20 protein-coding genes, 3 tRNA genes and 7 pseudogenes are annotated in these 24,219 nt (G+C 62.7%); 14 read left to right on the top strand and 16 right to left on the bottom strand.

Translation table 11 applies throughout. From position 1 onward, the window contains the following. Nucleotides 1-42 precede the first annotated feature (42 nt). Nucleotides 43-119, top strand: a tRNA-Arg gene (locus tag G5B40_RS09360). A gap of 69 nt (nt 120-188) precedes the next feature. Here G5B40_RS09360 and G5B40_RS09365 read toward each other — a convergent pair. The 6 genes from G5B40_RS09365 to argH all read right to left on the bottom strand — a co-directional run bounded on the left by G5B40_RS09365 (nt 189) and on the right by argH (nt 6,724). Further along, on the bottom strand, nt 189-485 hold the full coding sequence (locus G5B40_RS09365) for a hypothetical protein (RefSeq protein ID WP_165097833.1): 297 nt from the start codon (nt 483-485) through the stop codon (nt 189-191). A 445-nt stretch (nt 486-930) separates the two neighbouring features. After that, nucleotides 931-3,519, bottom strand: coding sequence for a TIGR02302 family protein (locus tag G5B40_RS09370; protein ID WP_165097835.1), 2,589 nt, complete (start codon nt 3,517-3,519; stop codon nt 931-933). Nucleotides 3,520-3,572: 53 nt separating this feature from the next. Further along, complete coding sequence (lysA, locus tag G5B40_RS09375; RefSeq protein WP_165097837.1) at nt 3,573-4,841, bottom strand: diaminopimelate decarboxylase; 1,269 nt, start codon at nt 4,839-4,841, stop codon at nt 3,573-3,575. Next, the gene (locus tag G5B40_RS09380; protein WP_165097839.1) at nt 4,841-5,140 is read right to left on the bottom strand and encodes a DUF2834 domain-containing protein; all 300 of its coding nucleotides are present in this window, start codon (nt 5,138-5,140) and stop codon (nt 4,841-4,843) included. Before G5B40_RS09380 ends, lysA begins: the two co-directional genes overlap by 1 nt. A 31-nt stretch (nt 5,141-5,171) precedes the next feature. Continuing rightward, nucleotides 5,172-5,303: an LptM family lipoprotein gene (locus G5B40_RS21395; RefSeq protein ID WP_281350574.1), complete on the bottom strand. Its 132-nt coding sequence runs from the start codon at nt 5,301-5,303 to the stop codon at nt 5,172-5,174. Next, nucleotides 5,300-6,724: an argininosuccinate lyase gene (argH, locus tag G5B40_RS09385; RefSeq protein WP_246209785.1), complete on the bottom strand. Its 1,425-nt coding sequence runs from the start codon at nt 6,722-6,724 to the stop codon at nt 5,300-5,302. Before argH ends, G5B40_RS21395 begins: the two co-directional genes overlap by 4 nt. A 30-nt stretch (nt 6,725-6,754) precedes the next feature. On the opposite strand from argH, the gene G5B40_RS09390 reads away from it, so the two are divergent. Both G5B40_RS09390 and G5B40_RS21185 read left to right on the top strand, forming a co-directional pair. Continuing rightward, on the top strand, nt 6,755-7,357 hold the full coding sequence (locus G5B40_RS09390; protein WP_165097841.1) for a TlpA disulfide reductase family protein: 603 nt from the start codon (nt 6,755-6,757) through the stop codon (nt 7,355-7,357). Between the two features lie 613 nt (nt 7,358-7,970). Further along, nucleotides 7,971-8,138, top strand: a pseudogene (locus G5B40_RS21185) (transposase); the annotation flags it as partial. A gap of 53 nt (nt 8,139-8,191) precedes the next feature. On the opposite strand, the pseudogene G5B40_RS21190 reads toward G5B40_RS21185, so the two are convergent. Continuing rightward, nucleotides 8,192-8,311 (bottom strand): annotated as a pseudogene (locus tag G5B40_RS21190) (IS5/IS1182 family transposase); the annotation flags it as partial. Nucleotides 8,312-8,451: 140 nt separating this feature from the next. Further along, a pseudogene (locus G5B40_RS21525) lies at nt 8,452-8,589 on the bottom strand (amidase family protein); the annotation flags it as partial. A gap of 272 nt (nt 8,590-8,861) precedes the next feature. On the opposite strand from G5B40_RS21525, the gene G5B40_RS09405 reads away from it, so the two are divergent. Beyond that, entirely contained in the window at nt 8,862-10,550 is a 1,689-nt protein-coding gene (locus G5B40_RS09405) for a Na/Pi cotransporter family protein (RefSeq protein WP_165097847.1), read from the top strand. On the opposite strand, the gene G5B40_RS09410 is transcribed toward G5B40_RS09405, so the two are convergent. Continuing rightward, the gene (locus G5B40_RS09410; RefSeq protein WP_165097849.1) at nt 10,547-11,485 is read right to left on the bottom strand and encodes a LysR family transcriptional regulator; all 939 of its coding nucleotides are present in this window, start codon (nt 11,483-11,485) and stop codon (nt 10,547-10,549) included. The genes G5B40_RS09405 and G5B40_RS09410 overlap by 4 nt on opposite strands. A gap of 201 nt (nt 11,486-11,686) precedes the next feature. Here G5B40_RS09410 and G5B40_RS09415 point away from each other — a divergent pair, with 201 nt between their 5' ends. The 6 genes from G5B40_RS09415 to G5B40_RS09440 all read left to right on the top strand — a co-directional run bounded on the left by G5B40_RS09415 (nt 11,687) and on the right by G5B40_RS09440 (nt 18,362). Next, complete coding sequence (locus tag G5B40_RS09415; protein ID WP_165097851.1) at nt 11,687-12,439, top strand: HAD-IIA family hydrolase; 753 nt, start codon at nt 11,687-11,689, stop codon at nt 12,437-12,439. Then, nucleotides 12,436-13,362 carry an ABC transporter permease gene (locus G5B40_RS09420; protein WP_165097853.1) on the top strand — a complete coding sequence of 309 codons (927 nt, stop codon included), beginning with the start codon at nt 12,436-12,438 and terminating at the stop codon, nt 13,360-13,362. The genes G5B40_RS09415 and G5B40_RS09420 overlap by 4 nt, the downstream gene beginning before the upstream one ends. A gap of 4 nt (nt 13,363-13,366) precedes the next feature. Continuing rightward, nucleotides 13,367-14,248 (top strand): ABC transporter permease, encoded by an 882-nt coding sequence (locus G5B40_RS09425; protein WP_246209786.1) that lies wholly within the window; start codon nt 13,367-13,369, stop codon nt 14,246-14,248. Between the two features lie 47 nt (nt 14,249-14,295). Continuing rightward, the gene (locus G5B40_RS09430) at nt 14,296-15,846 is read left to right on the top strand and encodes an ABC transporter substrate-binding protein (protein ID WP_165097855.1); all 1,551 of its coding nucleotides are present in this window, start codon (nt 14,296-14,298) and stop codon (nt 15,844-15,846) included. A gap of 62 nt (nt 15,847-15,908) precedes the next feature. Continuing rightward, nucleotides 15,909-16,736: a metallophosphoesterase family protein gene (locus tag G5B40_RS09435; protein WP_165097857.1), complete on the top strand. Its 828-nt coding sequence runs from the start codon at nt 15,909-15,911 to the stop codon at nt 16,734-16,736. A gap of 3 nt (nt 16,737-16,739) precedes the next feature. After that, on the top strand, nt 16,740-18,362 hold the full coding sequence (locus tag G5B40_RS09440; protein WP_165097860.1) for an ABC transporter ATP-binding protein: 1,623 nt from the start codon (nt 16,740-16,742) through the stop codon (nt 18,360-18,362). 77 nt (nt 18,363-18,439) lie between these two features. Here G5B40_RS09440 and G5B40_RS09445 read toward each other — a convergent pair whose 3' ends face one another. Further along, entirely contained in the window at nt 18,440-18,802 is a 363-nt protein-coding gene (locus G5B40_RS09445) for a DUF2190 family protein (RefSeq protein ID WP_246209787.1), read from the bottom strand. A 157-nt stretch (nt 18,803-18,959) separates the two neighbouring features. On the opposite strand from G5B40_RS09445, the gene G5B40_RS09450 reads away from it, so the two are divergent. Further along, nucleotides 18,960-19,160: a site-specific integrase gene (locus tag G5B40_RS09450; RefSeq protein WP_165097862.1), complete on the top strand. Its 201-nt coding sequence runs from the start codon at nt 18,960-18,962 to the stop codon at nt 19,158-19,160. Nucleotides 19,161-19,293: 133 nt separating this feature from the next. Here G5B40_RS09450 and G5B40_RS09455 read toward each other — a convergent pair. Further along, nucleotides 19,294-19,370 (bottom strand) — tRNA-Pro (locus G5B40_RS09455). Between the two features lie 105 nt (nt 19,371-19,475). Between G5B40_RS09455 and G5B40_RS09460 the strand changes: the two genes are divergently transcribed. After that, a tRNA-Gln gene (locus G5B40_RS09460) sits at nt 19,476-19,550 on the top strand. 183 nt (nt 19,551-19,733) lie between these two features. On the opposite strand, the gene G5B40_RS09465 is transcribed toward G5B40_RS09460, so the two are convergent. Continuing rightward, nucleotides 19,734-20,999: a recombinase family protein gene (locus G5B40_RS09465; RefSeq protein WP_165097865.1), complete on the bottom strand. Its 1,266-nt coding sequence runs from the start codon at nt 20,997-20,999 to the stop codon at nt 19,734-19,736. Then, nucleotides 20,906-21,163 (bottom strand): annotated as a pseudogene (locus G5B40_RS21195) (IS21 family transposase); the annotation flags it as partial. The pseudogene G5B40_RS21195 and the gene G5B40_RS09465, both read right to left, overlap by 94 nt. A 110-nt stretch (nt 21,164-21,273) precedes the next feature. On the opposite strand from G5B40_RS21195, the pseudogene G5B40_RS09470 reads away from it, so the two are divergent. Beyond that, a pseudogene (locus G5B40_RS09470) lies at nt 21,274-21,429 on the top strand (integrase core domain-containing protein); the annotation flags it as partial. Between the two features lie 12 nt (nt 21,430-21,441). Then, nucleotides 21,442-21,570 (top strand): annotated as a pseudogene (locus tag G5B40_RS09475) (IS6 family transposase); the annotation flags it as partial. Nucleotides 21,571-21,668: 98 nt separating this feature from the next. Here the strand turns inward: G5B40_RS09475 and G5B40_RS09480 are convergent. From G5B40_RS09480 to G5B40_RS09490, 3 genes and pseudogenes are all read right to left on the bottom strand, one after another. Next, on the bottom strand, nt 21,669-22,610 hold the full coding sequence (locus tag G5B40_RS09480) for a ketopantoate reductase family protein (RefSeq protein ID WP_211907438.1): 942 nt from the start codon (nt 22,608-22,610) through the stop codon (nt 21,669-21,671). A 59-nt stretch (nt 22,611-22,669) separates the two neighbouring features. Further along, complete coding sequence (locus tag G5B40_RS09485) at nt 22,670-23,245, bottom strand: helix-turn-helix domain-containing protein (protein ID WP_165097868.1); 576 nt, start codon at nt 23,243-23,245, stop codon at nt 22,670-22,672. Between the two features lie 83 nt (nt 23,246-23,328). Next, nucleotides 23,329-24,209, bottom strand: a pseudogene (locus G5B40_RS09490) (transposase); the annotation flags it as partial. Between the last annotated feature and the right edge of the window lie 10 nt (nt 24,210-24,219).

Genomic DNA, 24,219 nt, shown 5'->3' on the forward strand with positions numbered 1-24,219 from the left:
CTAAGCAGCATGAAAATTCGCCGCGTTGGTCGCGACGAGTGGGCGCCGATAGCTCAGCTGGATAGAGCACCAGACTACGAATCTGGGGGTCGGGGGTTCGAATCCTCCTCGGCGCGCCATCTCACATATGTCGCCATAAATGCCACCTTAGGCCACCAAGAATGGGGCCAAATTAGTTGTGCTTTTCCTTATATTCCAATCTCCTGATTGGAACCGCATTGCGTGTACGAACGATTCCCCGAAGGCATGTCGAGGCTTACCACTTTGGGCAGCTGTACTTCAGCCAAGACCCTTTCGCGTTCCAGTTCAGGGATCCGCTTCTCACGGGCCAAAATCACAGAGCCGTTGCTCGCATCGACGATGCGATCAAGTGACTGATCGGTCTGCTTCTCACGCTGCTTGACGCCTGTTCTGAGGCCCTTCGAAACCTCAGAGCTTTGAGAAAGACGCATGCCGGCTGACCTGCAGCCGAGCCCAAGAGCCACCCGGATCTCATTCTGGTTCAGAAGTTCGGCCGATGCAATTCTATGCGACGATGACCTGGCGCTTGGAGTCGATGCCGTGGCTGCGGTGTCCGGGCATGAGCTTTCTTTCAAACAAAGCCCGGACCCTATCAACCGCAGGCCGCCCGATCAGTCCAATCCGAGGGCGTGCTTCAGTACGGACCCAATTCTGCATGCCGGTTCACGTCCGAGGGAGTTGGGCCTCCGCCGGGCGCCCTGAGGGGGGGGTAGGGCGCCCTGGCGGAGGCCGGTGCGAGCGCCGCGTCGCTCTCCATCGGCACAGGGAGGAAATACCGGCGAAGCCTGCGATCTGCGGTTTGCGGGTCGCCCCGCGCTCACCATCCGCAGATAGGTTCCGCCGGCGTCCGGCGCCACGGACGTTCGGGCAAGCCCGCCATGCCCACGGAACATAGCTCAGAAAGCGTGGTCAGAACCGCTCGAGGAGCCGGTCGAGATAGTCGAGTTCCTCGGGCGGCCGGCTGCGTTCGCCGGCGCGGCGCCTGATCTCCTCCTGCAGCTCCCGCGCCCGTTTGCCGAGCGTGGCGCCGGGCACCCGCACCGAATCGCCGTCGAGAGGCCCGTCGGTCGCGCGCGGCCGACCGAGCGGATCCTCGCGGTTCGAATCGCGCCCGCGCCCGTCGCGACCGGCCTGGTCGCCGTCGCCGCGCCCCTCCGCCTCGGCGAGGTCCCGGCCCATCTCGCGCCGCCCCTCGCGCAACTGATCGAGCGCACGCACCTGATCGTCCACCGCCTGACGCTCGTCGCCGCCCTCCAACGCATCGACCGCGTCGCCCATGGCGCGATCCGCCTCCTCCAGCGCGCGCCGCGTCTCTTCGCCGACGGCGCCGGGCAGGCCGCTCCTGAGTTGGTCAAGCAACTGGCGCAACGCCTCCTGATCGCGGGCGATCTGGCCGGCGCTGTCGCCGCCGCCCTCGCCTTGCCCCCCCAGCCCTTCGCCCCTGCCTTCGCCATGGCCCTGATTGCGATGCTGGCCGTCGCCCTCGCCCTGCCCTTCTCCGGGGCGCTGCCCCTCGCCTTCGCGCATCTGGTCGAAGGAGCGGTCGGCGAGGCCCTGCTGCTCGCCGATCATGTCGCCGAGCTCGTTCATCATCTGCTCGCCCTGCCCCGGCTGGCCCTGCCCCGGCTGCGCCATCTGGAGGTTCTGCATCATCTGCTGCAGCGCCTGCATCATCTGGCGCGCCAGCTCCTGCTGGCCGTTCCTGATCGCTTCCTCGAGCTCCTGCAGCATCTTCTCGATGTCGTTCATCGTCATTGTCTGCTGATCGCCCTGTGGCGGCTGCTGCGGCTGACCGTTCGCCTGATCGCGAAGCGCCTCCTTCATCATCTCGGCCATGTAGTCGCGCATGGCCTGGCGAAGCTCCTCCATCAGGCGCGCCAGTTCCTCCTCGGACGCGCCGTTCTCGATCGCGTCCTTCAGCTTCTCCTGCGCCCGCGCCAGCCGCTCGGCGGCTGAGGAGAGATCGCCGTCCTCCAGCCGGACCGCCGCCTTCCACAGGAGATCGACGATGGATTTCGTCTCCTCCTCCAGCCGGCCATCCTCCAGCGCGATTTCGAGCCGGCGCACCGCCACCCGCGCGACGAGAAAGGCGGTGTCGTCGTCGAAAACCTCCTCCGGATACATCATCACCGCCTCCAGCACGTCGTAAACGCGCGGCGCCGTGGCGGTGGAGAGGGCGAGCGCGCGCCGCTGTTCGATCAACGCCTTCGCCATCGGATGATGAAAACGGCGCGCCGGCAACAGAGCGCGCATCTCCGCCACACCTTCCTGCCCGGCGGCGTCGCGCGCGATGATGGTGTAGACGACCGGCGACCCCGCCCAGGGGTGCGCGGCCAAGTCCTCGATCAGCGTCTCCTCGACCTCGCGATTGGCGCCCGTCAACGGAAGCGGCAAGTCGAGCGTAATCGGATCATAGACAGTCGCGCCGCCCGACCGGGCCGCGATCCCTTCGCGCGCCGCCGCCTCGTCGAGCGTGATCGTCGCTTCGGCCGCCTGCACGCCATAATCGTCGCGCGCGCTGTAGGCCAGTTCCAGCGCGCCGCGTTCCCCCGCCTTCGGCGCGCCCTTGAAAGCGATGATCGGCGGCGCATCGGGGATCGCCTGAACAGACCAAGCGCCCATCTCGCGCTCGCCCTCCATCACCCGGATCACGCCGTCGTCCTTCATTCGAAAGACCGCGTCATAGACGCCCGCGCCCTTGTCTGCGAACGTCTCGCCGTCGCCGGTCGTCGCTTCCAGAACAGGCGGCTGTCCGGTGTCAAAGACCCGGAGTGAAATTTCCGTGCCGGCCGGAAGCTTCACCGGCGAGTCGCCTATCAGGCGCGTCAGGTAGATCGCGGTGACGCCGGTATAGGCAGGCGGCGTCGCCCAAGCCTCCAGCGTCGGAGCCGGGGCCGCCGGCCCGGCGTTCAGGGCACCCGGATTGAGCTGATCCGCCAGCCGCGCGCCAACTGCCCCTTCTGTTCCAAAGAACGCGATCAGTCCCGCCGCCAGCGCGATCAGACCGCCATGACGAAGCGCGTAAGGGTCGCGCTCAGAGACCCGAAAATCGGGCGCTCTCGCACGAAGCGCCGCCGCCCGTCCGGCCAGAAGCCGCTGATGCGCGCGCCAGATCGCCTCGGTGCCCTTGTCGCCCGAACCCGCGACCAGCGCGTCGGAATAGGTCTGCGCGGGGCGTCCCCGCGCGCCCTCGTCTAGACGCGCCAACGCCTCGCCCGGCGACGGGCGGCGCAGCGACCAGAGCCCACGCGCCAGAAAGAACAGCGTCGCCGCCCCGAACGCCGCCAGAAGCGCGGCGTGCCAAGCGGAAGGCAGCGCCGCCGGAACGCCAAGCAACGCCAACCCGAGAAAGAGCGCGACCAGCGCCCACACCGGCCAGAGCGCCCGGAGCGCCCTCTCGATCCAGAGCGCGCGCCGCGCGCGCCGCGCCTCACGCTCGACCGAAGCCTGCGCCAGCAGCATTTCCGTCGCCGTCGAATAACGAGACGTTCCGACCATCGGGTCTCCTCAGGCGCGCCGTGGGCGACGCTGCCGGCTGAGAGCGGCCCGGCCTATTCCAGCCAGCCGGGAATCCGCTCGCGTCCCAGCATTTCATCATATGTGGGGCGCGGACGCACCACATCAAACCGTGAACCGGACACCAGAACCTCCGGTATGAGCGGCCGACTGTTGTATTCCGACGACATCACCGCGCCATATGCGCCGGCGGAGCGGAAAGCGACCAGCGCCCCGGCCTCGACATTCGCCATCTCGCGCTGTCGCGCGAAGGTGTCGCCGCTCTCGCAAACCGGGCCGACAAGATCGACCGGCCCCACCGGCGCGTCAGCAGCGGGCTCGCGCACCGGCTCGACATCGTGCCAGGCGTCATACATCGCCGGACGGATCAGATCGTTCATCGCCGCGTCGAGAATCAGGAAGTCCCGCCCTTCGCCTTCCTTGCGAAAAATGACCCGGCTCACCAGAAGCCCGGCGTTGCCGGCGATCAGGCGCCCCGGCTCGATCTCGATCTCGCAGCCGAGATCACCGACCGTCCGGCGAACCACCTCGCCATAGTCGAATGGCAGCGGCGGCGCTTCGTTCGAGCGGCGATAGGGAATGCCAAGCCCGCCGCCGAGATCGAGCCGGCTGATCTCATGCCCGTCCTCGCGCAGAACTCCGACGAGCTCGCGGAGCTTCAGGAACGCGGCCTCATATGGCTCCAGCGTGGTGAGCTGGCTGCCGATATGCACATCGACGCCGACGACCGCGACCCCCTCCATCGCCGCCGCTTCGGCGTAGACCGCCCTTGCGCGCGCGATGGGAACACCGAACTTGTTTTCGGATTTTCCGGTGGCGATCTTGGCGTGGGTCTTCGCGTCAACATCCGGATTGACCCGGACAGCGACCGGCGCGACGCGGCCGGCGGAAAGCGCGACCGCGTTCAGCGCGCGCAATTCCGGCTCGCTCTCCACATTGAACTGGCGGATGCCGACATCGAGCGCGCGGCGCATTTCGGCCTCGGTCTTGCCGACGCCGGAAAAGACGATCTTGTCGGGCGCGCAGCCCGCCGCCAGCGCCCGTTCCAGTTCGCCCCCCGAGACCACGTCCATACCGGCCCCGGCGCGCACCATCACCCGCAACACAGCGAGGTTCGAATTCGCCTTCATGGCGTAGCAGATCAGATGCGGCAGGCCTTTCAGCGCCTCCTCGAACACCTTGAAATGCCGTTCCAGCGTCGCCGTCGAGTAGACGTAGAAAGGCGTGCCGACCGCATCTGCGATCTCCTCCAACGAGACATCCTCGGCATGCAGAACGCCGCTTCGATAAGTGAAATGATCCATCAGCGCGACCGGAGCCAGAGGTAGAGCGGCAATCCGCAACCGACGCCGACGCAGAGCGTCACAGGCAGCGCAACGAGGTTCAGCCAGCGCCGCGAACGCGCCGTCTCCCATATCGCCCAGGCGAAAAGCGCCGCCGCGGCGACCGTCAGATCGTAGACGAGACCGGTGGTCGCGTCGTTCACGTTCCACGCCTCGACCATCCCGCCGATATCGAACCCGAAGGCCACGAACCAGGAAAGGAAGTAATACATCGGCAGCGCTGCGCCCAGGGCCGCAAGCAATAGATAGATATGGCGCATGGTTGCTCCTCCGGCGGGGGCGCCGCGTTGGCTATTCGGCCGGTTCGGCGGTCTCCGCCGGCGCGGGCGTCTGCGGTTCGCCCTTGCGCCCGCAACCGACAAGCGATGCGCAGAGCACGATGAACGCCAGGACGATCAGCACGTTGCGAAGTCGGGGATTCATGCCAAGCGCTCCTTCCAGCGCGCGATCTGCGCCTTCACCTGATCCGGGGCCGTTCCGCCATGGCTGGTGCGGCTGGCGACCGAAGCGTCCACGGTCAGGACGCTGTAGACGTCATCCGTGATCCGCGGCTCGACCGCCTGCATCTCTTCAAGCGTCAGATCGGCGAGATCGACTCCGCGCTCCTCCGCCGCCTTCACCAGCGCGCCAGTGATGTGATGGGCGGAGCGGAACGGAATATCGAGCTTGCGAACGCACCAGTCCGCGAGATCGGTCGCGGTGGAGAAGCCTGCTCCGGCGGCCTCCCTCAGCCGCGCCTCGTTCGGCGTCATGTCGGCGACCATGCCGGTCATCGCCGCGAGCGCGAGTGAAAGCGCGTCGGCGGCGTCGAAGACCGGCTCCTTGTCCTCCTGCATGTCCTTCGAATAGGTCATGGGAAGGCCCTTCATCACCGTGGAGAGGGTGACGAAGGCGCCGGTGATCCGCGCCACCTTGGCGCGCACCAGTTCGGCCGCGTCCGGGTTGCGCTTTTGCGGCATGATCGAGGAGCCGGTGGTGAACCGGTCCGAGAGCTTCACGAAGCGGAATTGCGCCGAGGACCAGATCACCAGCTCCTCCGCGAAGCGCGACAGATGCGTCGCGGCGATTGAGGCGGCGGAGAGATATTCCAGCGCGAAATCCCGGTCGGCGACGGAATCGAGACTGTTCGCGGTCGGCCGGTCGAAGTCGAGCGCCTTCGCCGTCAGTTCCCGGTCGATCGGGAACGAGGTGCCGGCGAGCGCGGCCGCGCCGAGCGGGCATTCGTTCATCCGCGCGCGCGCGTCGCGAAAACGCGTGAGATCGCGGCCGAACATCTCGACATAAGCCATCATGTGATGGCCCCAGGTCACCGGCTGCGCGCTCTGCAGATGCGTGAAGCCGGGCATGATGACCGCCTCGCGCCCCTCGGCCTGCGCCACGAGCGCCCGGATCAGCGCCTCCAGTCCGGCGATCGCCTCGTCCGTCCGCGCCCGGACCCAGAGCCGGAAGTCCAGCGCCACCTGATCGTTCCGGCTCCGCGCGGTATGGAGCCGCCCCGCCGGCGCGCCGATCAGAGCCGTCAGCCGCCCCTCCACATTCATGTGGATATCCTCGAGCGCGCGGGAGAATTCGAACGTTCCGCCCTCTATTTCTGACAAGATCGTGAGAAGCCCGTCGCAGATCTGGTCCGCGTCGCCCGATGTGATAACGCCGGTGGCGGCGAGCATCCGCGCATGGGCGCGGCTTCCCTCGACATCCTCCGCCGCGAGGCGGCGGTCGAAGCCGATGGAGGCGTTGATCTCCTCCATCACCGCATCGGGACCAGAGGCGAAACGCCCGCCCCACATCGTGTTCTGGCCCTTCGGGGCCGGCGCAGTCTGGTCTGGTCTGGCTGTCTTGGTCATGCGGCCCCTGGCGGGTCGGAAGGAGTAAAAATGAACGCAGTGGTCACGGGCTTCATCGGCGCGATCCTATACGGCGCTCTCGCCGTCTGCGCCACCCCCGCCGCCGCAGGCGATCTGTCGGCCGACCAGATCGAGGCGCTGAAAGCCGCGCGCGCCGGCGACATGACGAAGCTCATTTTCCATGACTCCCCGAAGCCGCGGCTGGAGACCACGTTCGAGACCGGCGACGGCGCCCCCGTCTCCGTCGCCGATTACGAAGGCAAGGTCGTTGTCCTCGATTTCTGGGCCACATGGTGCCCGCCCTGCCGCGAGGAGATGCCCTCGCTGGACCGGCTGAAAGCCGCGATGGCGGATGAGGGCTTCGATGTCGTCACCGTCTCGATGGACCGCGCCAGCACGGAGAAGATCCAGGAGTTCTACGATTCGGTGGGCGTTGAGAACCTCGCGATCCACCGCGAGCCAAGTCTCCGGATCGGCTCCGAAGGCGCCATCCTTGGAATGCCGACGACCCTGATCCTCGACCGCAAGGGGCGCGAAATCGCGCGGCTTCAGGGCGACGCCGAATGGGACGGGCCGGACGCGACCGGGATGATCAGATCGATCATGGCGGCGCTGGACGGAAGCGAGAGCTGAAGCCGCCCGCGCGGCCGCCCCCACTTCACACGCGACAAAGCGCGTTATCGCGCGCGATAATGGGGTTACTCAGTTGATATATAACGATAAACAAAAAATTCACGCACGATAGCGCGGCTTTTTCCCTCAGTATCGCGCCCCTCAAAGCAGGGTATCGGTCGGCCAGAAAGACCGCGCCGCACCCGCGTCCGCAGACGAATTAGACGGCGCCGGCGCCACCCACCGGCCTCCCCGGCCCGCCGCCACATTTCGCAAGCCCCTTCCCTCCGCTGCGATACCGTCGGCTCCACCGTGCAGGCAAGCGGCGCGCCGGGCGCGAATTCATGGGGAAATGCGGGGCCCCGTTGAATGTAGACGCTCGAGCGCCACCGGTTTCGACCGCCCCCGTGAGAAAATTAGGGTTTGGAGCCAGAGGGCGAATCCCTCCACCCGCGCCGGATCCAGTGCAAGCGCGTCGAGATTTACGGAGAGGTCGCCGGGCGGCGATCGGGAGCTTGCGCAGATCTTTAGGGGAAAGTATGGCCCAAGCGTAAGCGGTTTCCCGACCCCACCTTTTGGTGCGCCTTACAATCTGCAAGTCCCTTTTCGGACGTAGATTTGTCTGGAGGGCTCCATGGGAGGTCGTCGGGACATCCATTTGGAGTCCGGTTTCGTCGGTGAGATTGTTGTTGGCGCCACGGGACATCGGCGCTGGCCGGACGAAGTGAAGGGCCGGATCGTGGCTGAGACGCTTGTCCCTGGCGTCACGGTCATCGAGGTGGCCGCGCGGTATGGCATGAAGGCCAATCACCTGTCGGAGTGGCGCGGCCGTGCAAGGCAGGGCAAGCTGGTCGTGCCGGACTTGGCGGGCGGCGGGAGCGGCGCGATTAGCGCCCTTTCCCGATCCCTCAGATCGCTTGGATATCGAGCCGTGTCCCGCTTATGCTCTCGCCGAGCGATGTCATCCCAAGGCATCTGATCCTCCCGTCCGTCTCGCAACGGCGGTGAATCACAAGCCTATGATATCGCTCATCTACTTTTTGGTCGGGCTCTAAGACGATGGCGCCGGCGTCGCTCAAATGACCCTTTGCGTCCGCATCTGGTTTCCAGTTCTCCATGACACGGCTGTTGAATGTTGCACGAATTCCGGCGGTTGCGACTAAATCCTTCAAACTGATGGGGATGCCCGCAAGAGGGCCGAGCGGCTTTGCGCGCTCATTGCGCGCCCCCCTTCGCATGGTCGCCAAAGGCATCTAAACCAATCCTAGCCGCCCTTGGGGGCACCCAAAGCATGTCTTTGGTCCGGGCTTGGTACAGCTTGACGGGCCGTGGTCGGCTCGTCTTGGTCAAAGGGGGCGGTGAAATCACTACGCCATAGGGCACGAAGTGGAACGGCTCACTGTATTGGGCAGTAGCGCTGGGACGGCTGATGAGCGGTATCTTCACCGGCATGCGATGCCTGCAGAGGCGCTAACGATGCTTCAGCTTTGGCGGGTAAAGTAAGGTCAAAGAATAGAAAAATCAGATGGTCATTTTGTCCTTCATTATCAGTCTGGCTGGCGCAACGATGCTGTTGTTGTTCTCTGTGCGGATGGTGCGCACAGGGATCGAGCGAGCGCATGGCGCATCGTTTCAGCGGGTGTTGCGCAAGCAGGCAAACCTGTTTGGCGCGGCCTCGACGGGCATGTCGCTTGCGGTTGTGATGCAAAGCTCGGCCGCGGTCGCCCTGTTGGCGGCGGGGTTCTTGGCCTCAGGCTACCTCAGCTTTCCCACGGCCTTGGCGATCATCCTGGGCGGCGATCTGGGTTCGGCTTTGATCGTGCAAATCCTGTCCTTCCCCATCGGCTGGATCGTAGCGCCGCTGCTGGCGGTGGGCGGGTGGCTGTCGGTCAAGGCCGAGAACCGCCGCCTGCGCCAGTATGGCCGGATCATCATGGGTATCGCGCTGATCCTAATGTCGCTGGGGCTACTGCGCGAAGCGGTCGAGCCGGTGCGCGACAGTGCCTTTTTACCGGCGGCTGCGGCCTATCTGGAGGCTGACCTGATCACCGCCTTTCTGGTCGGCGCAGTGCTAGCTTTTGTGATGCATTCAGGTGTTGCGGCGATCTTGGTTGTCATCACCTTGGTGCAGATCGAGGCGCTGTCCTTTACCGCCGGTTTCGGCATTCTGCTGGGGGCAAATCTGGGCAGCGGTCTGATCCCGGTCTGGCTGGCGCGCGGCATGGACATTGCGGCGCGGCGGCTGGTTGTGACCAATTTCGGACTGCGTGGGGCGATGGCGCTTGGCGCGCTGTTTCTGGTCAGCGCAACGCCGGTTCTGGAGTTTTTCGAGCGGCCCAATCTGGGCGCCGCGCAGAGTATCATCTTCGCCCATATCGGCTTTAACGTCGCGCTGCTCCTGCTGACTTTGCCGTTCTGCCGCCTGATCGAGCCGTTGGCCGTGCGGCTCTTGCCCGAGCCAAAAACGCGCGGAGATTTAAGCGCGCGAATTGCGCCGGGCTCGCAGCTCGACAAAGCCACGCTCGGCACGCCCGCCATGGCGCTGACCTGCCTGAAACAAGAGCTGATGCGGATGTCGGGGCTGGTCGAGGCGATGTTCCGCCCGTCACTGGAGATTTACCAGACCGACGATGCCAATCTGATCGGCTCCATTCGGGCAATGGACAGCCAAGTTAATGCCTGCCTGACCGAGATCCGCAATTTCGTTGCCGCTATTCCCCGCGAGTCTTACAAGAAATCAGAAGCGCGGGCGGCGCGGGATATGGTGGAATATGCGATCCGGCTGGAATCTGCGGGCGATGTGATCTCAAAACGCTTGACCGCGCTTGCCCAGCGGCTGCACGCGCGCGGCTGGGTGTTCCGCGCCGAGGGCCGGGCAGAGCTGACACAAATGCACGAGGGGATCATCGCGAATATCAAGCTTGCCGCGAATGTGCTGATCTCGAACGATCCAGAAAGCGCGCGGTTGCTGAGCCTTGAGAAGACCGACATCAAGACTGCTGAACGGGAAAGTCGCAAGCGGCATCTCAAACGGCTGCAAAATGGCAAGCCCGAAAGCTTTGAGACCTCCGACATCCATCTGGAAACCCTGCGCGCGCTGCGCGAGGTCAACAGCCATATCTCTGCGATCGCCTATCCGGTGCTGTATGAAACTGGCCAGTTGCTGGAAACGCGGTTGATTGAAAGAATGCCTCAGAACAGCTCGGCCTCTTAGAGTCGGCCTTTAGCTGCGAGCTGTGGCGTCAGGCCAGCGCTGGGGAAGGGGCCGGGCAGGCGCGCGCTACCCTTGATCTGAACGCAGCATCCGAAAAAGGCGTCTATCACCTCCATCTGCCGGTCCTTGGGCGCAAAAACGACCTCGGCGCTGCTGGTTTCCCCGTCGACTAGATCAATTTGTTGCACGTCCTCTGTGCGCCCGGTGCCAGTTTTCCAAACGAACCCCACGCCCATATCGTGGGCAACCGCCTCGTAGACGCCTTCGCGCGTGTCGAGTTTCAGCAAGGGTGCGGGTTGGACGTTATGGGACCGGAAGTATCTATCCACGACTTTCTGGGTCGAGGAGCCTTCGGAGCGAAAAATTAGACGCTCGCTCAGCAGGTCGCTGCAGGACAGCCCTTGCATGCTGGCGAAACGGTGATGCACCGGCACGATGGCGACCACCCGATTGTTCAGCAGAACCTTGCGGCGAAATCTGGGGTCTTTGGGGATGTCGGGCAAGATGGCGACATCAACGGTTTGATCCAGCACGGCGCGGATGATCTTGCGGAAAGATCCGGTGGCGACTTTCAACGTAACGTCGGGATAGGCCTTGTTGAATTTCGAGATCAGCTCCATCCCCGGCACCGCGTTGCCCAGTCCGATACTCAAATGGCCCTGAGCGAGATTCCCGTGATGTTTCAACATAGTTTCGAAGGCTTCGTGGTGCTGAATCGCCTGCGCGGCCGATTCGCTGGCCCGCTCGCAAAAGGGCGTGGCGATCAGTTGGCCGTTCTGACGGCTGAACAGGCTGATGCCGCAAGATTGCTCTAACTTTTTGATTTGTTGAGATACATTAGGCTGGGTGACGCCAAGCTTGCGGGCCGCTGCCGCGAATGACCCGGTTTCTGCGACGGCGCATAGTGCCTTCAATCGGCTGACTGACAAACTCATTTCGTCCCAACTATAGTAATGCTTTCGCCACCTAAAAGCGTAGCTTTGAAGCGCGCCTTAGAGCAACTATTTTTTGTTACATTCAGTCGCTAGCCCTAGAACATGCAGCCGGTGGTCAATGGCCACCGCTTCCAATTTTTTCACTTGCGTGGGGCATGCCGCGCAACGGTGCTTTGGCGCCGAACAAGAGAGGTTTGCCGGGTGACAATCGATTTTGCGCAGAACATTGAAACAAGCTCTTTTCTCGATGCGGCGCGGGTGGCCGATCGCAGGCTTGTGCTTTGCGATTTGGATGGGTGTCTGGTGTCGAGTGGCAAGGCGTTCTCTGATGCGCCGGATTTTGTGCAGACGTGCCGCGATCGCCTGTGGATTCTGTCGAACAACTCGACCCATCTGGCCCCGCAATTGGCCGGAGAGCTTGACGAACTGGGGGTGAGCATTGATCCAGATCGGATCCTGCTGGCCGGAGAGCAGACGCTGTTTCATCTTAGCCGTCAGCATCCCGGCGCAAAGCTCGCGCTATATGGTAGTCCGTCGATCCGCGGTCTTGCTGACAAACTGGGGTTCGATTTGGAAGCCGCGCGGCCCGAGATTGCGCTACTGTGCCGGGATACCGCGCTCCGCATTCCCGAACTGAACCAGATCGCGGCGCAGGTATTGGACGGTGCGACGCTTTGGGTGTCGAATCTTGATCGCTCGCACCCGTCACTACACGGCTACCCGATTGCCGAAACCGGCGCGTTGCTGGCGGCGATCAATGCGATGCTGGGCACTGTCGAGGCCAAGAGCATTGGGAAGCCCAACCCCTATAGTGTGCAGTGGGCCTTGGAACGCACCGGGGTGCCCGCGTCGCAGTCGGTGCTGGTGGGCGACAACCCCGAAACCGATGGGGCCGCCGCCCAAGCGGCTGGCATCCATTTTCTGCATGTTCAACGGGCGAGGGCAGGCTCATGACACTGTATATTCTGCGTACGCTGATAAAAATGGTGGTGACGCTGTTTGCCATTATCACGCTGGTGTTTTTTGCCACGCGCCTGTCTGGCAGCCCGCTTGATACATTTTTGGGCGATGGATTAACGTCTGAAGATCGCGAGATGATGATTTCCTATTTCGGGCTGGATGGCTCGATCTGGGAGCAATACCTGCACTACCTCAAGGGCGTGCTTGAGGGCAATTTTGGCCTATCCTTTATGGAGCGCCGCCCGGTGTCCGAGATCGTTGCAGAGCGGGTTGGCCCGTCGCTGCAATTGCTTGCCGCGGCTCTGGCGCTGACATTGGTGATCTCTTTGCCCTTTGGCGTGCTGGCGGCGCTGTTTCGCGACAAATGGATTGGCAGCGCGATCATGTCGCTGGCCTTTGTCGGCTATGCGGTGCCGAATTTTATCATCGCCACTTTCATGGTGCTGTTGCTTTCGTTCAAATGGAATTTGTTGCCGGTGGTGGGTAATGGCACCTGGGCGCATTTCATCATGCCGACCATTGCGATGTCAGGCGTGCTGATCGCCGCGCTGACCCGGTTTACCCGCAACGCGATGCTGGACGTGTTGGGCCAGGATTTCATGCGCACGGCGCGGGCCAAGGGTCTGCCCGAGGGTGTGGTGGTGCTCAAACACGGGCTGCGCAATGCCAGCATCACAGTGTTGTCAGTGCTGGGGCTGCAAATCGCGGGCATGGCCGCTGCGGGCAATGTGGTGGTCGAGTCAATCTTCTCTTGGCCAGGCATTGGCGAGTTGTTGGTGTCGTCGGCCATCACGCGGGATTATCCGGTGCTGCAATTCGGGGTGATTACCGTTGCGCTGGCGGTGGTGGTGATCAATGCGCTGACCGATATCGCCTACGCTTATGCCGATCCTCGCATTCGTTTGGGAAAGATGTGAGCCGATGAGCATGAGCACCGAAATGCCCCGTCGCAGCAAGCTGCGCAGCCTGTGGACCGAGGCCAATAGTTTTCAGAAAGTGGCGGCGGTTCTGGGGGTGATCCTGCTGTTGGCGGCGATCTTTGCGCCGCTGATCGCGCCCTTTGATCCGCTCAAGCAAAGCCTGATCTCGCGGCTGCGCCCGCCCATTGGGTTCGAGCGCTACAAAGAAGGGTTCCTTCTGGGCTCGGATGAGTTGGGCCGCGATGTTCTGACGCGCACGTTGTTCGGCTTGCAGCTAACGCTTTTGCTGGCGGTGATCGGGGCCTGCATCGGGCTGATGATCGGCGGGTTTCTGGGCATGCTGGCCGGGCTGCGCCGCGGCTTTACCGAAGATGTCATCATGGCAGGTGTCGATCTGCAAATCGCCATTCCCTTCACGCTGATCGCGCTACTGATCCTGTCGGTCTTTGGCACGTCGTTGACGGTGATGATCTGTGTTCTGGGCACCGCCGGGTGGGAGCAATATGCTCGCATCGTGCGCGCCGAGGTACGCAAGCTGACCAGCTTACCCTTCATTGAGGCCGCCAAGGCCAGCGGTGCGGCGCCGTTCTACATCGCCCGCCGGCACGTGCTGCCCAATATCATCTCGCCTCTGGTGGTGCAGTTCACGCTGTCCCTGTCGAATATCGTGATCCTCGAATCCACCCTGTCGTTCCTGGGCTTGGGCGTACAGCCTCCCACGGCGACGCTTGGGTCGATGGTCGGGTATGGCCGCGATTACATGCCCTCCGCCCCGTGGGTCGTCATCGCGCCTGCTTTGGCGATCCTTCTTCTCACCTATGTGGTGCAGATCCTCGGAGACTGGTTGCGAGACCATGTCGATGTGCGTCTACGCGACCGCTGAACAACAAGAGGCTTTCAAGGCCCGTCCTTTTAATCATGGAGACGGAAATGAAAAAACTACTTGTCACAACGACTGCGATCCTGGCGGCAACGGGCGCTTTCGCCCAGGAAATCACGGTGGGGGCCGCGAATGTTCCCAAATTTCTCGATCCCGGACGCGACCATTCGAACACAGGCTCGCAGTTCTATTACAACGCACTGGACACATTGGTTGGCCACGACCCGCACACGATCGAACAAATCTGGAAACCCGCTTTGGCAACGGAATGGAAGCTTGTCGAACCCAAGGTGATGGAATTCAAGCTGCGCAAAGACGTGACATTCCACAACGGTGAAGAGATGACCGCGGATGATGTGGTGTTCTCTTTAAACCGAATCTATCAAGCGACATTTCCGCCCTATCTGGTGCGCTCCAAAGACCGTCTGAGCAACTTTGTCGAAGCAACCAAGGTTGATGACTACACGGTGCGCGTGCGTGTTGAGCGTGAAGAGCCTCTTTGGGAAACTTTGATGAACCTGCAACAGGTCATGATCATCCCCGAAGACTATACGAAGGCGCTGTCGGGCGATCCTGATGTTGCCGAGGATGGTGACTATGAGGCGTTTAGCCTCGCGCCGGTCGGTACCGGGCCCTATGCGATTTCTGAATTCGTGCCGGGCGAAAAGGTGATCTACACCCGGTTTGATGATTTCTGGGGCGAAAAGGCCCCGTTGGAGAAAGCCTCGGTCATCCGGATGCCAGAAACTTCGGCCCGGATCACGGCGCTGAAAACCGGCGAGGCGGATATTATCACCAATATCGCACCGGACCAGTTGGCGTTGATCGAGAATGACGCTGATCTGAAAACTGAGGGCAGCGCGACGGCGCTCTTCCACGTCATGATCATGAACGTGAACCATCCCAAGCTGACCGATCCGAAACTGCGCCAAGCGCTGTCGCTGGCCATTGACCGCGATCTGCTGAACGAGGCGTTGTGGCTGGGTAAGGCGATCGTGCCGTCAAGCCACACGATGGTCGAAATGGGTGATTTGCATCAGCCTGATCTGAAGACCTTTGAATACGATCCCGAGAAAGCCAAGGCTCTGCTGGCCGAAAGCAATTACGACGGCGAAGAGATCATTTTTGACGCCTATCCTGTCTACTACACCAATGGTGTTCTGGCTGGTCAAGCGATCATAGAAATGTGGTCCGAGATTGGCGTCAAAGGCAAGCTGCGCGTTAGTGCCAAATGGAACGGCAATGATCCTGAAATGATGACCCGCAGTTGGTCCAACCCGATGTATTTTGCGGATCCGTTTGGCTCGTTCGGGGTGATGTGGGCGCCGGACGGCGCCTCTGAAAGCGGCGGCCGCTTCAATACGGATGCGGAGTATGCCGCGATCTGGGATGAGTTCCGTTTCTCCAGCGATGTTGCGGTCCGCAATGCGGCCTATGCCAAGCTGATGGACAGGATCAAAGCTGATCCTCCGGTTCTGCCGCTCTACCGCCCGTTTGAAAGCTGGGCGATGCAGAAAAGCGTGAATTGGAAGCCGCTGCCGGGGCATATCCCCTATGTGCTCGATTTCCGCGCCGGCTCTATCTCTCTGACTGATAGATAAGGTCAATAAAGGCGCGTGCCTCGGCCGGGCGCGCGTCAACTCTTCAACAAGGTACTCAAATCATGACTCTACGCATTGGCGTGATCGCCGACATTCACCACGGGACACCCAAATTTACCAAACGCGGCGACACCGCCTTGGCGCTGCTGGCGGATTTCGCAGAATGGGCCAATACCGAAGAGGTAGATCTTGTCTTGGATCTTGGCGACCGCATTTCCGATATTGACGAAGAGGCCGATCTGAAGCTGGAGGTCGAAGTTATCGACGCCATGCAGGCAATCAACGCGCCGATCCATCATGTTTGCGGCAATCACGACCGCGAATTTTTGAGTGTGGCGCAGAACGAAAAAATTCTGGGGCAAAAGCTGGAAAACGAGCTGCTGGATTTCGGTGATTGGCAAATCGCCCTTTGGCGCGCCGATGCCAAGATCGGGCGCTCGACAACGCCGCATAGTTTTCAGTTGCCGGAGCAAGATTTGCTGTGGCTTTCGAATGTGATGCAAAAGGCCAGCAAGCCGACTTTGGTGGTTAGCCATGTGCCGGTGTCGGGCCATAGCCAGATCGGCAATTACTATTTCGAATGTCGCCCAGAGGCCTCGCGCTATCCGCAATCGCGCCGCGCGCGCACGGCGCTGGGGCAGGCGCAGGTGCCGGTGCTCTGTCTGGCCGGCCATGTGCATTGGAACACGGTGACCACGGTTGACGGTATTTCGCACCTGACCCAGCAATCCCTGACCGAAAGTTTTTCAACCCGCGGCGAGCCTGCTGAGGCGTGGGGGATGTTGACGCTGGCGGATACGGTGCATTGGCAAGTGTTCGGATGCGATCCGTTCGAGGCGCGGCTCACCCCGCAACCGGGCCGTTGGACCCCGCCGATGGAGAGCTTCTAACCCATGTCTGACGCCCCAATTCTGTCTGTCGAAAACCTTTCTGTTTCCTTCGGCAGCCATGTCGCTGTGCAAGATCTTTCGTTCGATATCCGGGCGGGAGAAACCTTGGCGTTGGTGGGCGAGTCTGGTTCGGGCAAGTCCGCCACTGCTCTGGCTGTGATCCGGCTGATCGAACGCGAAGGCGGGCGGATCAAGCAGGGTACGATCCGGCTGGGGCAGGACGATCCGGTTGATGTGCATCTGCTGGATGACAAGCAATTGTCGAATGTGCGGGGCAACCGGATTTCGATGATTTTTCAAGAGCCGATGACCTCGTTGAACCCGGTGATGCGGATTGGCGAGCAGGTGGCCGAGGTTTTGCGCCGGCATCAGAATCTGTCGCGCGCAAAGGCGATTGCCGCGGCTGAGAAAGCGCTCGATCAGGTGCGCATCCCCGAGCCGAAACGGCGGTTGAGCCAGTATCCGCATGAGCTATCGGGCGGGTTGCGCCAGCGTGTGATGATCGCCATGGCGCTGGCCTGCCGGCCAGAAGTGTTGATCGCGGACGAGCCGACGACAGCGCTGGATGTGACCACACAGGCCGAGGTGCTGGCTTTGCTCAAAAGCCTTCAGGCTGAATTGGGCATGGCGGTCTTGTTCATCACCCATGACATGGGCGTGGTGGCCGAGGTCGCGAACCGCGCGCTGGTCTTGCGCAATGGCGTGACCGAGGAAACCGCCCCCGTGGCCCAATTGTTTGACGCGCCGCAATCGGATTATGCGCGCATGCTGATGGCCGCCACCCCGAAACTGGGGCAAGGAGTGATCCGAACCGCAGTGCCAGAGCAAGAGCCTGTTTTGTCGGTCAAAGGTCTGTCCAAAGCATTCCATTCCGGCGGCGGATTTTTTTCAAGAAGCACTCATTTTCAGGCCGTCAACAATGTGTGCCTTGATATCCGGCCGGGCGAAACTCTGGGCCTGGTGGGCGAATCCGGCTGCGGCAAGTCCACCCTGTCGCGCACCCTGATGCGCTTGATTGAGCCGGATCAAGGCTCGGTCGTGATCAATGGGCGCGACATTGTAGACATGAACAGCGAAGAGCTGCGCAAGCAACGCTCGAACATTCAGATGATCTTTCAGGATCCCTATGCCAGCCTCAACCCGCGCATGAAGGTCCGCGATCTGATCACGGAACCGGCCTATCTGCATAGCGGGCTTGGTCCGACAGAGCGCAGCGAACTCGCCGCCGAACTGCTGGTCAAGGTCACGTTGGAGCCGGAGGCGGCAGAGCTGTTCGCGCATCAATTCTCGGGCGGTCAGCGGCAGCGGCTGTGCATTGCGCGCGCCTTGTCGGTCTCACCCAAGGTGATCGTTGCCGATGAGGCGGTTTCAGCTCTGGATGTGTCCACCGCGTCGCGGGTCACGGCATTGATGCAGCAATTGCAAGACGAGTTGGGGATCGCGTTCTTGTTCATCAGCCACGACATTGCGATTGTCGAGCGGGTGAGCCACCGCATCGCGGTAATGTATAAGGGCGAGATTGTCGAAACCGGCCCGACCGAACAGGTGCTGCGCGCGCCGCAACATGCCTATACCAAAAAACTGCTCTCGGCCGTTCCGGCGCCTGTGCCCATGGCGGCGCGCTAGCTCTTTGGGCAGCGAGGCAGAGCTTCGCCTTTTCTATTTTTTCGATCAACAGGCTGGCTGGTTCGGCGGGCGGGATATCAACGATGTGCAGCGTATCCAGACCACCAAGGATTGCGTCGACCGCGATGGTGGCCAGAATGGCGCCCGTCGCGCGCGAAATCACTAATGCGCCAATGTCGCTGATCACCCGGTGCACGAAATTCGCCGCCAGCAACAGCCTCAGCGGCCACGCCGATCAGCGTAGTCGCAGTGGCGGTCTTGGTGAATTCCTTTTTGGAGTTGTCCCAATAGATCTTGTCACCGGCGGACCAGGCTTGGGATACGACCTTCTCCAGATCGAAGATGCCGACGAGCGCGGTCTCGACCGTCTCGGCATTTGCGGCGTTCCCTGCGGCGATGCCGAAGATGGAGCCGACGAGCAAGCCGTCGCCAGAGTTCACGGCGTAGGGCGCGGTCAGGGTGATCGTGTTGCCGGGCAGCGCGCCCTCAGATCAGGCCGCGAGATCAGCGTGCAAATACGCATGGATATTCGGGCGCCCTCGTGGCGGGTTTTTCCGGCGCCATTGACACTACTGGGAGCGCGATGGCGCCGAGTGGGTGGTGCATTGCCGCGGCAAGCGCGCGGAGTGCGTGAAGCGCGGCTTCCAGAAAGCGCGGCGGAACGCCGGCATCCTGTGCTGCACGCCGCACGACCTGCGGCGCACCGCCATCACCTGGGCCTGCCAGGGCGGCGCGCAGATGCAAGAGATCGAATCGTCCTTCGGCACCACCCCCGAGGAACTGCGCCGGACCTACTGAATCTGGCGCCCGGATTTTCAGAAGAGCGTGACGAAGCCGCCGAATCGCCAGAACGCAGGAAATGCAGGACGCCATTCTCGGGGGCAAGTCCGGGGGCGGTTTTCGGCCCTCTGGCCCAACCCCTTTAAATCATTGGTCGGAGTGAGAGGATTCGAACCTCCGGCCCCTGCCTCCCGAAGGCAGTGCTCTACCAGGCTGAGCTACACTCCGAACAGGCCGCCGTATAGCGCCGGGGTTAGGCGCGCGCAAGCCGCCGGGCGTGGATTTCAAGCGCTTGCGAAGCCCGCGCCCCAACGCTAGGTATCCGCTCGCTGCTGGGGCGTCGCCAAGTGGTAAGGCAGCGGCTTTTGGTGCCGCCATTCGCAGGTTCGAATCCTGCCGCCCCAGCCAGCCAGTCCCCTGCATTTGCGGCCTTCTTGGTCTCCTCCCGAATAGCCCCGTGTTTCCGGGGGTTAGCGGCGTGGCGCGATGCGGGAGATCGGTCTCCGGTGACGAAATGCCTGCGAAACGGCGGCGCGTCTCCAATCGCGAATGCTGCGGTTCACTTTGAAGGGATTTAGCGGCGGCGCGGGCTCAAAGATTCGCCGCCCAGGCGCGTTGCCCTTTCCAGAGTTCCATATGCGGCGCCTTTACGATGCGATCGGTGGTGAGCTCCAAGGGTTGCATTCCGGCAAGAGCATCGTCGACAAGGCCAGGGGCGAGAAACGCAAGACGAAGAACCTGGCCGACGCGCTGACGTGTCACCCGCTCGCGACCGGCGATGTCCTGGATTGAAGCGCCCGCCTTGACCTCTTCGAACCATCGCAACGCCTCGCCGATCTTCGTGATGAGGTTCCGGTCAATGTCCGGCGGCGCATCGCCAATGACGATGCGGGTCTCGACCCCACGCCGGCGGATCTGAATGTGGGCGATGATGGAGAGATGCGAGGGGTCGATGCGGGCGACGTCAATTTCGAGCAAGCTCGCGAGGACGTTCGAAGCCAACTCGATCGCGATCGCATCCGGCGAGATCGAGCCGCCGGCGATCACCTGCGCCAGAAGCGCGTTGCGGCGTTCGCCCCGCAGGCCTTCGGCAAGCTTCGCCGCAGAGCGACGAACACGTTCGATCTCGACTGCGGCCGGACTGTCGAGCAGCTTGATCGCGAACGCGGTCTCTTCCATGCGGCTGGCGATCGCCTCAGCGGAGGCCCGCTCCAGGCGTTCCGCGGACACGCGCCATCCCGATGCGTCCAGCGCTCCTCGGGGCGCGATCAATCGGTGCGAGACGTAGTAACGATACCGTCGTCCCTTTTTGTTCGCATGTGTAGGTGTCAGGCGGTCCCCTGTCTCATCGACGATCTTGGCGAGGAGCGGAGAGGGCGCCGAAACTGCAATCCGGCCTCGATCCTTCGCCGACTGATGAATGAGCCTCTCCTGAACGGCTTCCCACACATCCGTCCCGATGATCGCATCATGCGCGCCATCATAGGTCGTCTCCTTGTGGCGGATCCGGCCGATGTAGACGGGGTTAGTCAGCAGATGCTGGAGATGGCCACGTCCGTAGCGCGCGCCACCCACCGCCGTGCCCTGCAGTCCCGGCCGATGCTTGGTTCGCAGGCCCATCCGATCGAGTTCGGCCTGCACCGACCGGATCGAGCCGTGTTCGAGATAGAGTTTGAAGATCGTTCGAACGGTCGCAGCCTCCGCCGCATTGACGATAAACGTGCGACCCTTGGCGTCATAGCCGAGCGGCGCGACGCCACGCCCCGCAGGTCCTCGAAGATGCGCGTCAGCGTCACTCGCTCGCGGCTGCTGCGCGCCGCATTCGCTGCGAGCAGATCGTCGAGCGCATCCGTCCATGGCCCAAGTCTGGGTCGCGGCTGGACGCTGCGCTGATAGGCGAACCGCAGCACCTTCCTCACGACCTTCCGAGACAGCCGCAGCTCCCGGCGGATCTCCTTGATGGCCTTGCCCTGCACGAAACGCGCCCGGCGGATCTTGGCGCCCGTCTCCACAATCAGCATCCCAATCTTGGCTCCAGGATCATCCCTGGAAGCACTGTGGACCCAAGTCTCGGAGGGATCCCTTTTGGAAGCCGATCAGCCCCGAAACGGGGGCCCTATTCCAAGCCGATCAACATCTGGCTTATGCGCGGGCCGTGATCGCTGCCTGGGCAGCTGACTGCAACATCGAACGCCCGCATTCGGCCTTGGACGACCAGACCCCGGCCGACTACGCACGGACGCTGACCTCCGCAATCGCCCGCCCCGCTGCGCGAGATGAAAGTTCAGTGGCAGGTCAGGGCTTCAAATCCTTCGCTGCTGCGCAGGCGACCCTCGCCGGGATCGAGACCGCGCATATGTTCCGAAAGGGTCAGCTTGCTGGCGACGGCCGCATCGCCTTTCAGCAGTTCGCAGCGCTGGCAGGATAACTGTGTCCAGCAAAACGCTTGCATTTGGCCCGCAGATATCTTTGCGACACAACCGTCATGGCTCGCCTTTGCTGAGCCGGCACTGCCTGCAGGGTTGCTCAATCAGAGTGGACGGCGCGTAGGGCTTCGTATGCCTCCATATGGGTACTTGCGAGGCGCAGGATCGGCGCCGATACACCTGCTGACCGGGCACGCGAAAGCATGTCGGCGAGTATGTGGTCCTGCTCGGTCTTGCGGTTCTGCAATACGTCGCGCAGCATGGATGCGGCGCCCTCCGAGCGCTCATCGCTCAGCGTCACGAACGACGATTCGATGAATTCCGCAGCTGGCGGATAGCCGGAAGCCGTGGCGATCGCCGCACATTCCTCGAGCAGTTCCCGCGCGACCGCCTTGCCGTGCGTGGTGGCGGCAATGGCGCCGACAGGCGCGCGCATCATGCAGGTGAGCCCCGCATAAGCGGTCAGGAACACGAACTTCTCCCACATCTCCTGCATGATATCGGTGCTGAGCACCGGCGCGATTCCGCCACGGGACAGGGCGGCATGCACCCGCTCGGCGGCCCGGCCCTGTTCCGGACGGCGTGCCCCGAGGGCAATGCGCTGCAGGTCGTTGAGGTGCCGGATTTCGCCCTTGTCGTCCATTGTGGCGCCGATATGGCACAGACCGCCGAGTATGGCGGCCTGCGGGATCCTCTCGTCCAGCATGGCCAGATGCCGCACGCCGTTCAGGAGCGGAAGAACGGTGGTATCCGGCCCGATCGCCGGAAGGATCGCGTCGATGGCGGCGTCGAGGCCGGTCGCCTTGCAGGCCAGGACGACGAGATCGTAAATCCGGCCGGGCCGTTCTTCGGTATGCACATCGGCCTTCACGTCTCCCAGCGCGCTGTGGACGATCAGCCCGTTCCGGCAGAGCAGCGCCGCACGTTTCGTGCGAACAAGGAAGGTGACATCGGCGCCACCATCCAAGAGGCGCCCGCCATAATAGCCGCCGATGGCGCCCGCACCTAGGATGAGAATACGCATGTTGCGGGCGGTGGACATATCGCAACCTCCGGATCAACCGAGCGATATTGTCCACTATAGAGCACGCTACGGAACGATCAAGAGGTGTCGGCGACAGCGGCGTTGTTGACCATGATGTAGAACAGCGCCGTCTCGCTCTCCGACGGGTTGTCGAACCTATGGGAAAGGTGCGCCCGGTAGTAGATGGCGTCGTTGGTGTCGATATCGTATTGCGCGGCCCCCAGGTGGAGCCTGAGGCGGCCCACCGCAACGACAAGCGTTTCCTCGACGGCGTCGTGATGCGGCGGAAAGGTGCCGGAACTCTGGAGCGGCGGCAGGATGTTGGCGACGAAATCGACGCTGCCGTTCCCATGCGCGACGGGAGAAAGTGACCGGCGCTCGAACCCGGTTGTCGGCACGCGGAACACGGGCTGTTCACGTGCTGGCATGAACATGACGTCTCCGCACGGCTCTTCACCGCCGATCAGTTGCGAGATGCTGATCCCCAGCCCTTCGGCAAGACGCCCCAGCAAGGTGGCTGTCGGCGACACGGCGTCGCGTTCGATCTTGGACAGCATCGACTTGCTGACCCCGGTCCTGTCCGCTGTCTCCCTGAGCGACCATCTGCGGCCTTCGCGGATCTGACGGACGCGGGTTCCCAGTATCTGTGACATTCGGCCTTCCATGAGACGTCGATGCAGTAGTGAAGATACCATTAGAACGCCCGGAGCAACTCCGCCAGTGCGCACTAACAGGCTGCTGAAGAAGTCAGACGCCAGGTCGAGCCCGGGGGCGCCGATTGATCATCTCAAGCGCCGCCTTCCGCTCGCCATGCCCATCGGCGTGGGTCAGCTCTACCTGCGCGACAAGACCATTCCGGTTTTCCATCAGGGTATGTTCCATGAAGCATAGCATCGCCGCGGCGCCCGGCGACTTCTCGCAGAGCCGCGCATCCGGGTCCGTAACCGATGCATGGGTCGCGTTCTGGCGCTTCTCGCCTCGGAAGTTCACTTCGGCGTTGAGCGTCTCGCGGGGCGTGTCGGGCATCGATTGGATCTCGGTCTGCTGGGGCTGGTCGGTGTTGGCGGAGGTCTCGTCAGCTGGTGGCGGTGGCCCTCCGGGATCGTCCTCGCCCGGTGTCGCCCTGTCGCCCGTCGGCTGAAAGCTCTTCATCGACGCTCACGCCTTGACTAAGGCGCCGTCCACCGAAAAGTGCTCATCCGAGAGCAGCGGTCGGATCTCCGGGTGTGTCGGGATCGCGGCCGTCACCTTGCGCGACATATCAGTCGTCAGCCGCCGGTCGCGGTTCTTCGTGCACACCGTCGGCGCCCAGACAGCGTCGTCCATGCCTAACCCGACAAACCACCGGAACAGCAGATTGTGGTCCATCTGCTCCATCAACTGCCCCTCGGACCGGATCGAGAACAGGAATTGCAGCGGGCCCGCCCGGATCAGGCGCCCTGGTGCGATGGAGGGACGGCCGAAATCGGTGTAGAGCGCATTGTACTCGGCATCGAGGCTTGCCAACGCGATGTTCACGATCCGACGGGTCAAGCGCAGCGGGCGCCGTGCCGGAACGCGCTCCACAAGACCGACATAGCTGAACAGCCACCCCGCCGCCTCATCCGTCCCGCGCATCATCAGTCCC

Source organism: Pikeienuella piscinae, assembly GCF_011044155.1.
GTDB classification, from domain to species: Bacteria; Pseudomonadota; Alphaproteobacteria; order Rhodobacterales; family Rhodobacteraceae; genus Pikeienuella; species Pikeienuella piscinae.

Coding starts and splice junctions, on each gene's coding strand:
- G5B40_RS09380 (WP_165097839.1), bottom strand. CDS start 5,140: ATGCGCCATATCTATCTATTGCTTGCGGCCCTGGGCGCAGCGCTGCCG.
- G5B40_RS09420 (WP_165097853.1), top strand. CDS start 12,436: ATGACACTGTATATTCTGCGTACGCTGATAAAAATGGTGGTGACGCTG.
- G5B40_RS09480 (WP_211907438.1), bottom strand. CDS start 22,610: ATGTCCACCGCCCGCAACATGCGTATTCTCATCCTAGGTGCGGGCGCC.
- G5B40_RS09465 (WP_165097865.1), bottom strand. CDS start 20,999: ATGGACGGATGCGCTCGACGATCTGCTCGCAGCGAATGCGGCGCGCAG.
- argH (WP_246209785.1), bottom strand. CDS start 6,724: ATGACCAAGACAGCCAGACCAGACCAGACTGCGCCGGCCCCGAAGGGC.
- G5B40_RS09435 (WP_165097857.1), top strand. CDS start 15,909: ATGACTCTACGCATTGGCGTGATCGCCGACATTCACCACGGGACACCC.
- G5B40_RS09425 (WP_246209786.1), top strand. CDS start 13,367: ATGAGCATGAGCACCGAAATGCCCCGTCGCAGCAAGCTGCGCAGCCTG.
- G5B40_RS09485 (WP_165097868.1), bottom strand. CDS start 23,245: ATGTCACAGATACTGGGAACCCGCGTCCGTCAGATCCGCGAAGGCCGC.
- G5B40_RS09410 (WP_165097849.1), bottom strand. CDS start 11,485: ATGAGTTTGTCAGTCAGCCGATTGAAGGCACTATGCGCCGTCGCAGAA.
- G5B40_RS09405 (WP_165097847.1), top strand. CDS start 8,862: ATGGTCATTTTGTCCTTCATTATCAGTCTGGCTGGCGCAACGATGCTG.
- lysA (WP_165097837.1), bottom strand. CDS start 4,841: ATGGATCATTTCACTTATCGAAGCGGCGTTCTGCATGCCGAGGATGTC.
- G5B40_RS21395 (WP_281350574.1), bottom strand. CDS start 5,303: ATGAATCCCCGACTTCGCAACGTGCTGATCGTCCTGGCGTTCATCGTG.
- G5B40_RS09370 (WP_165097835.1), bottom strand. CDS start 3,519: ATGGTCGGAACGTCTCGTTATTCGACGGCGACGGAAATGCTGCTGGCG.
- G5B40_RS09430 (WP_165097855.1), top strand. CDS start 14,296: ATGAAAAAACTACTTGTCACAACGACTGCGATCCTGGCGGCAACGGGC.
- G5B40_RS09440 (WP_165097860.1), top strand. CDS start 16,740: ATGTCTGACGCCCCAATTCTGTCTGTCGAAAACCTTTCTGTTTCCTTC.
- G5B40_RS09390 (WP_165097841.1), top strand. CDS start 6,755: ATGAACGCAGTGGTCACGGGCTTCATCGGCGCGATCCTATACGGCGCT.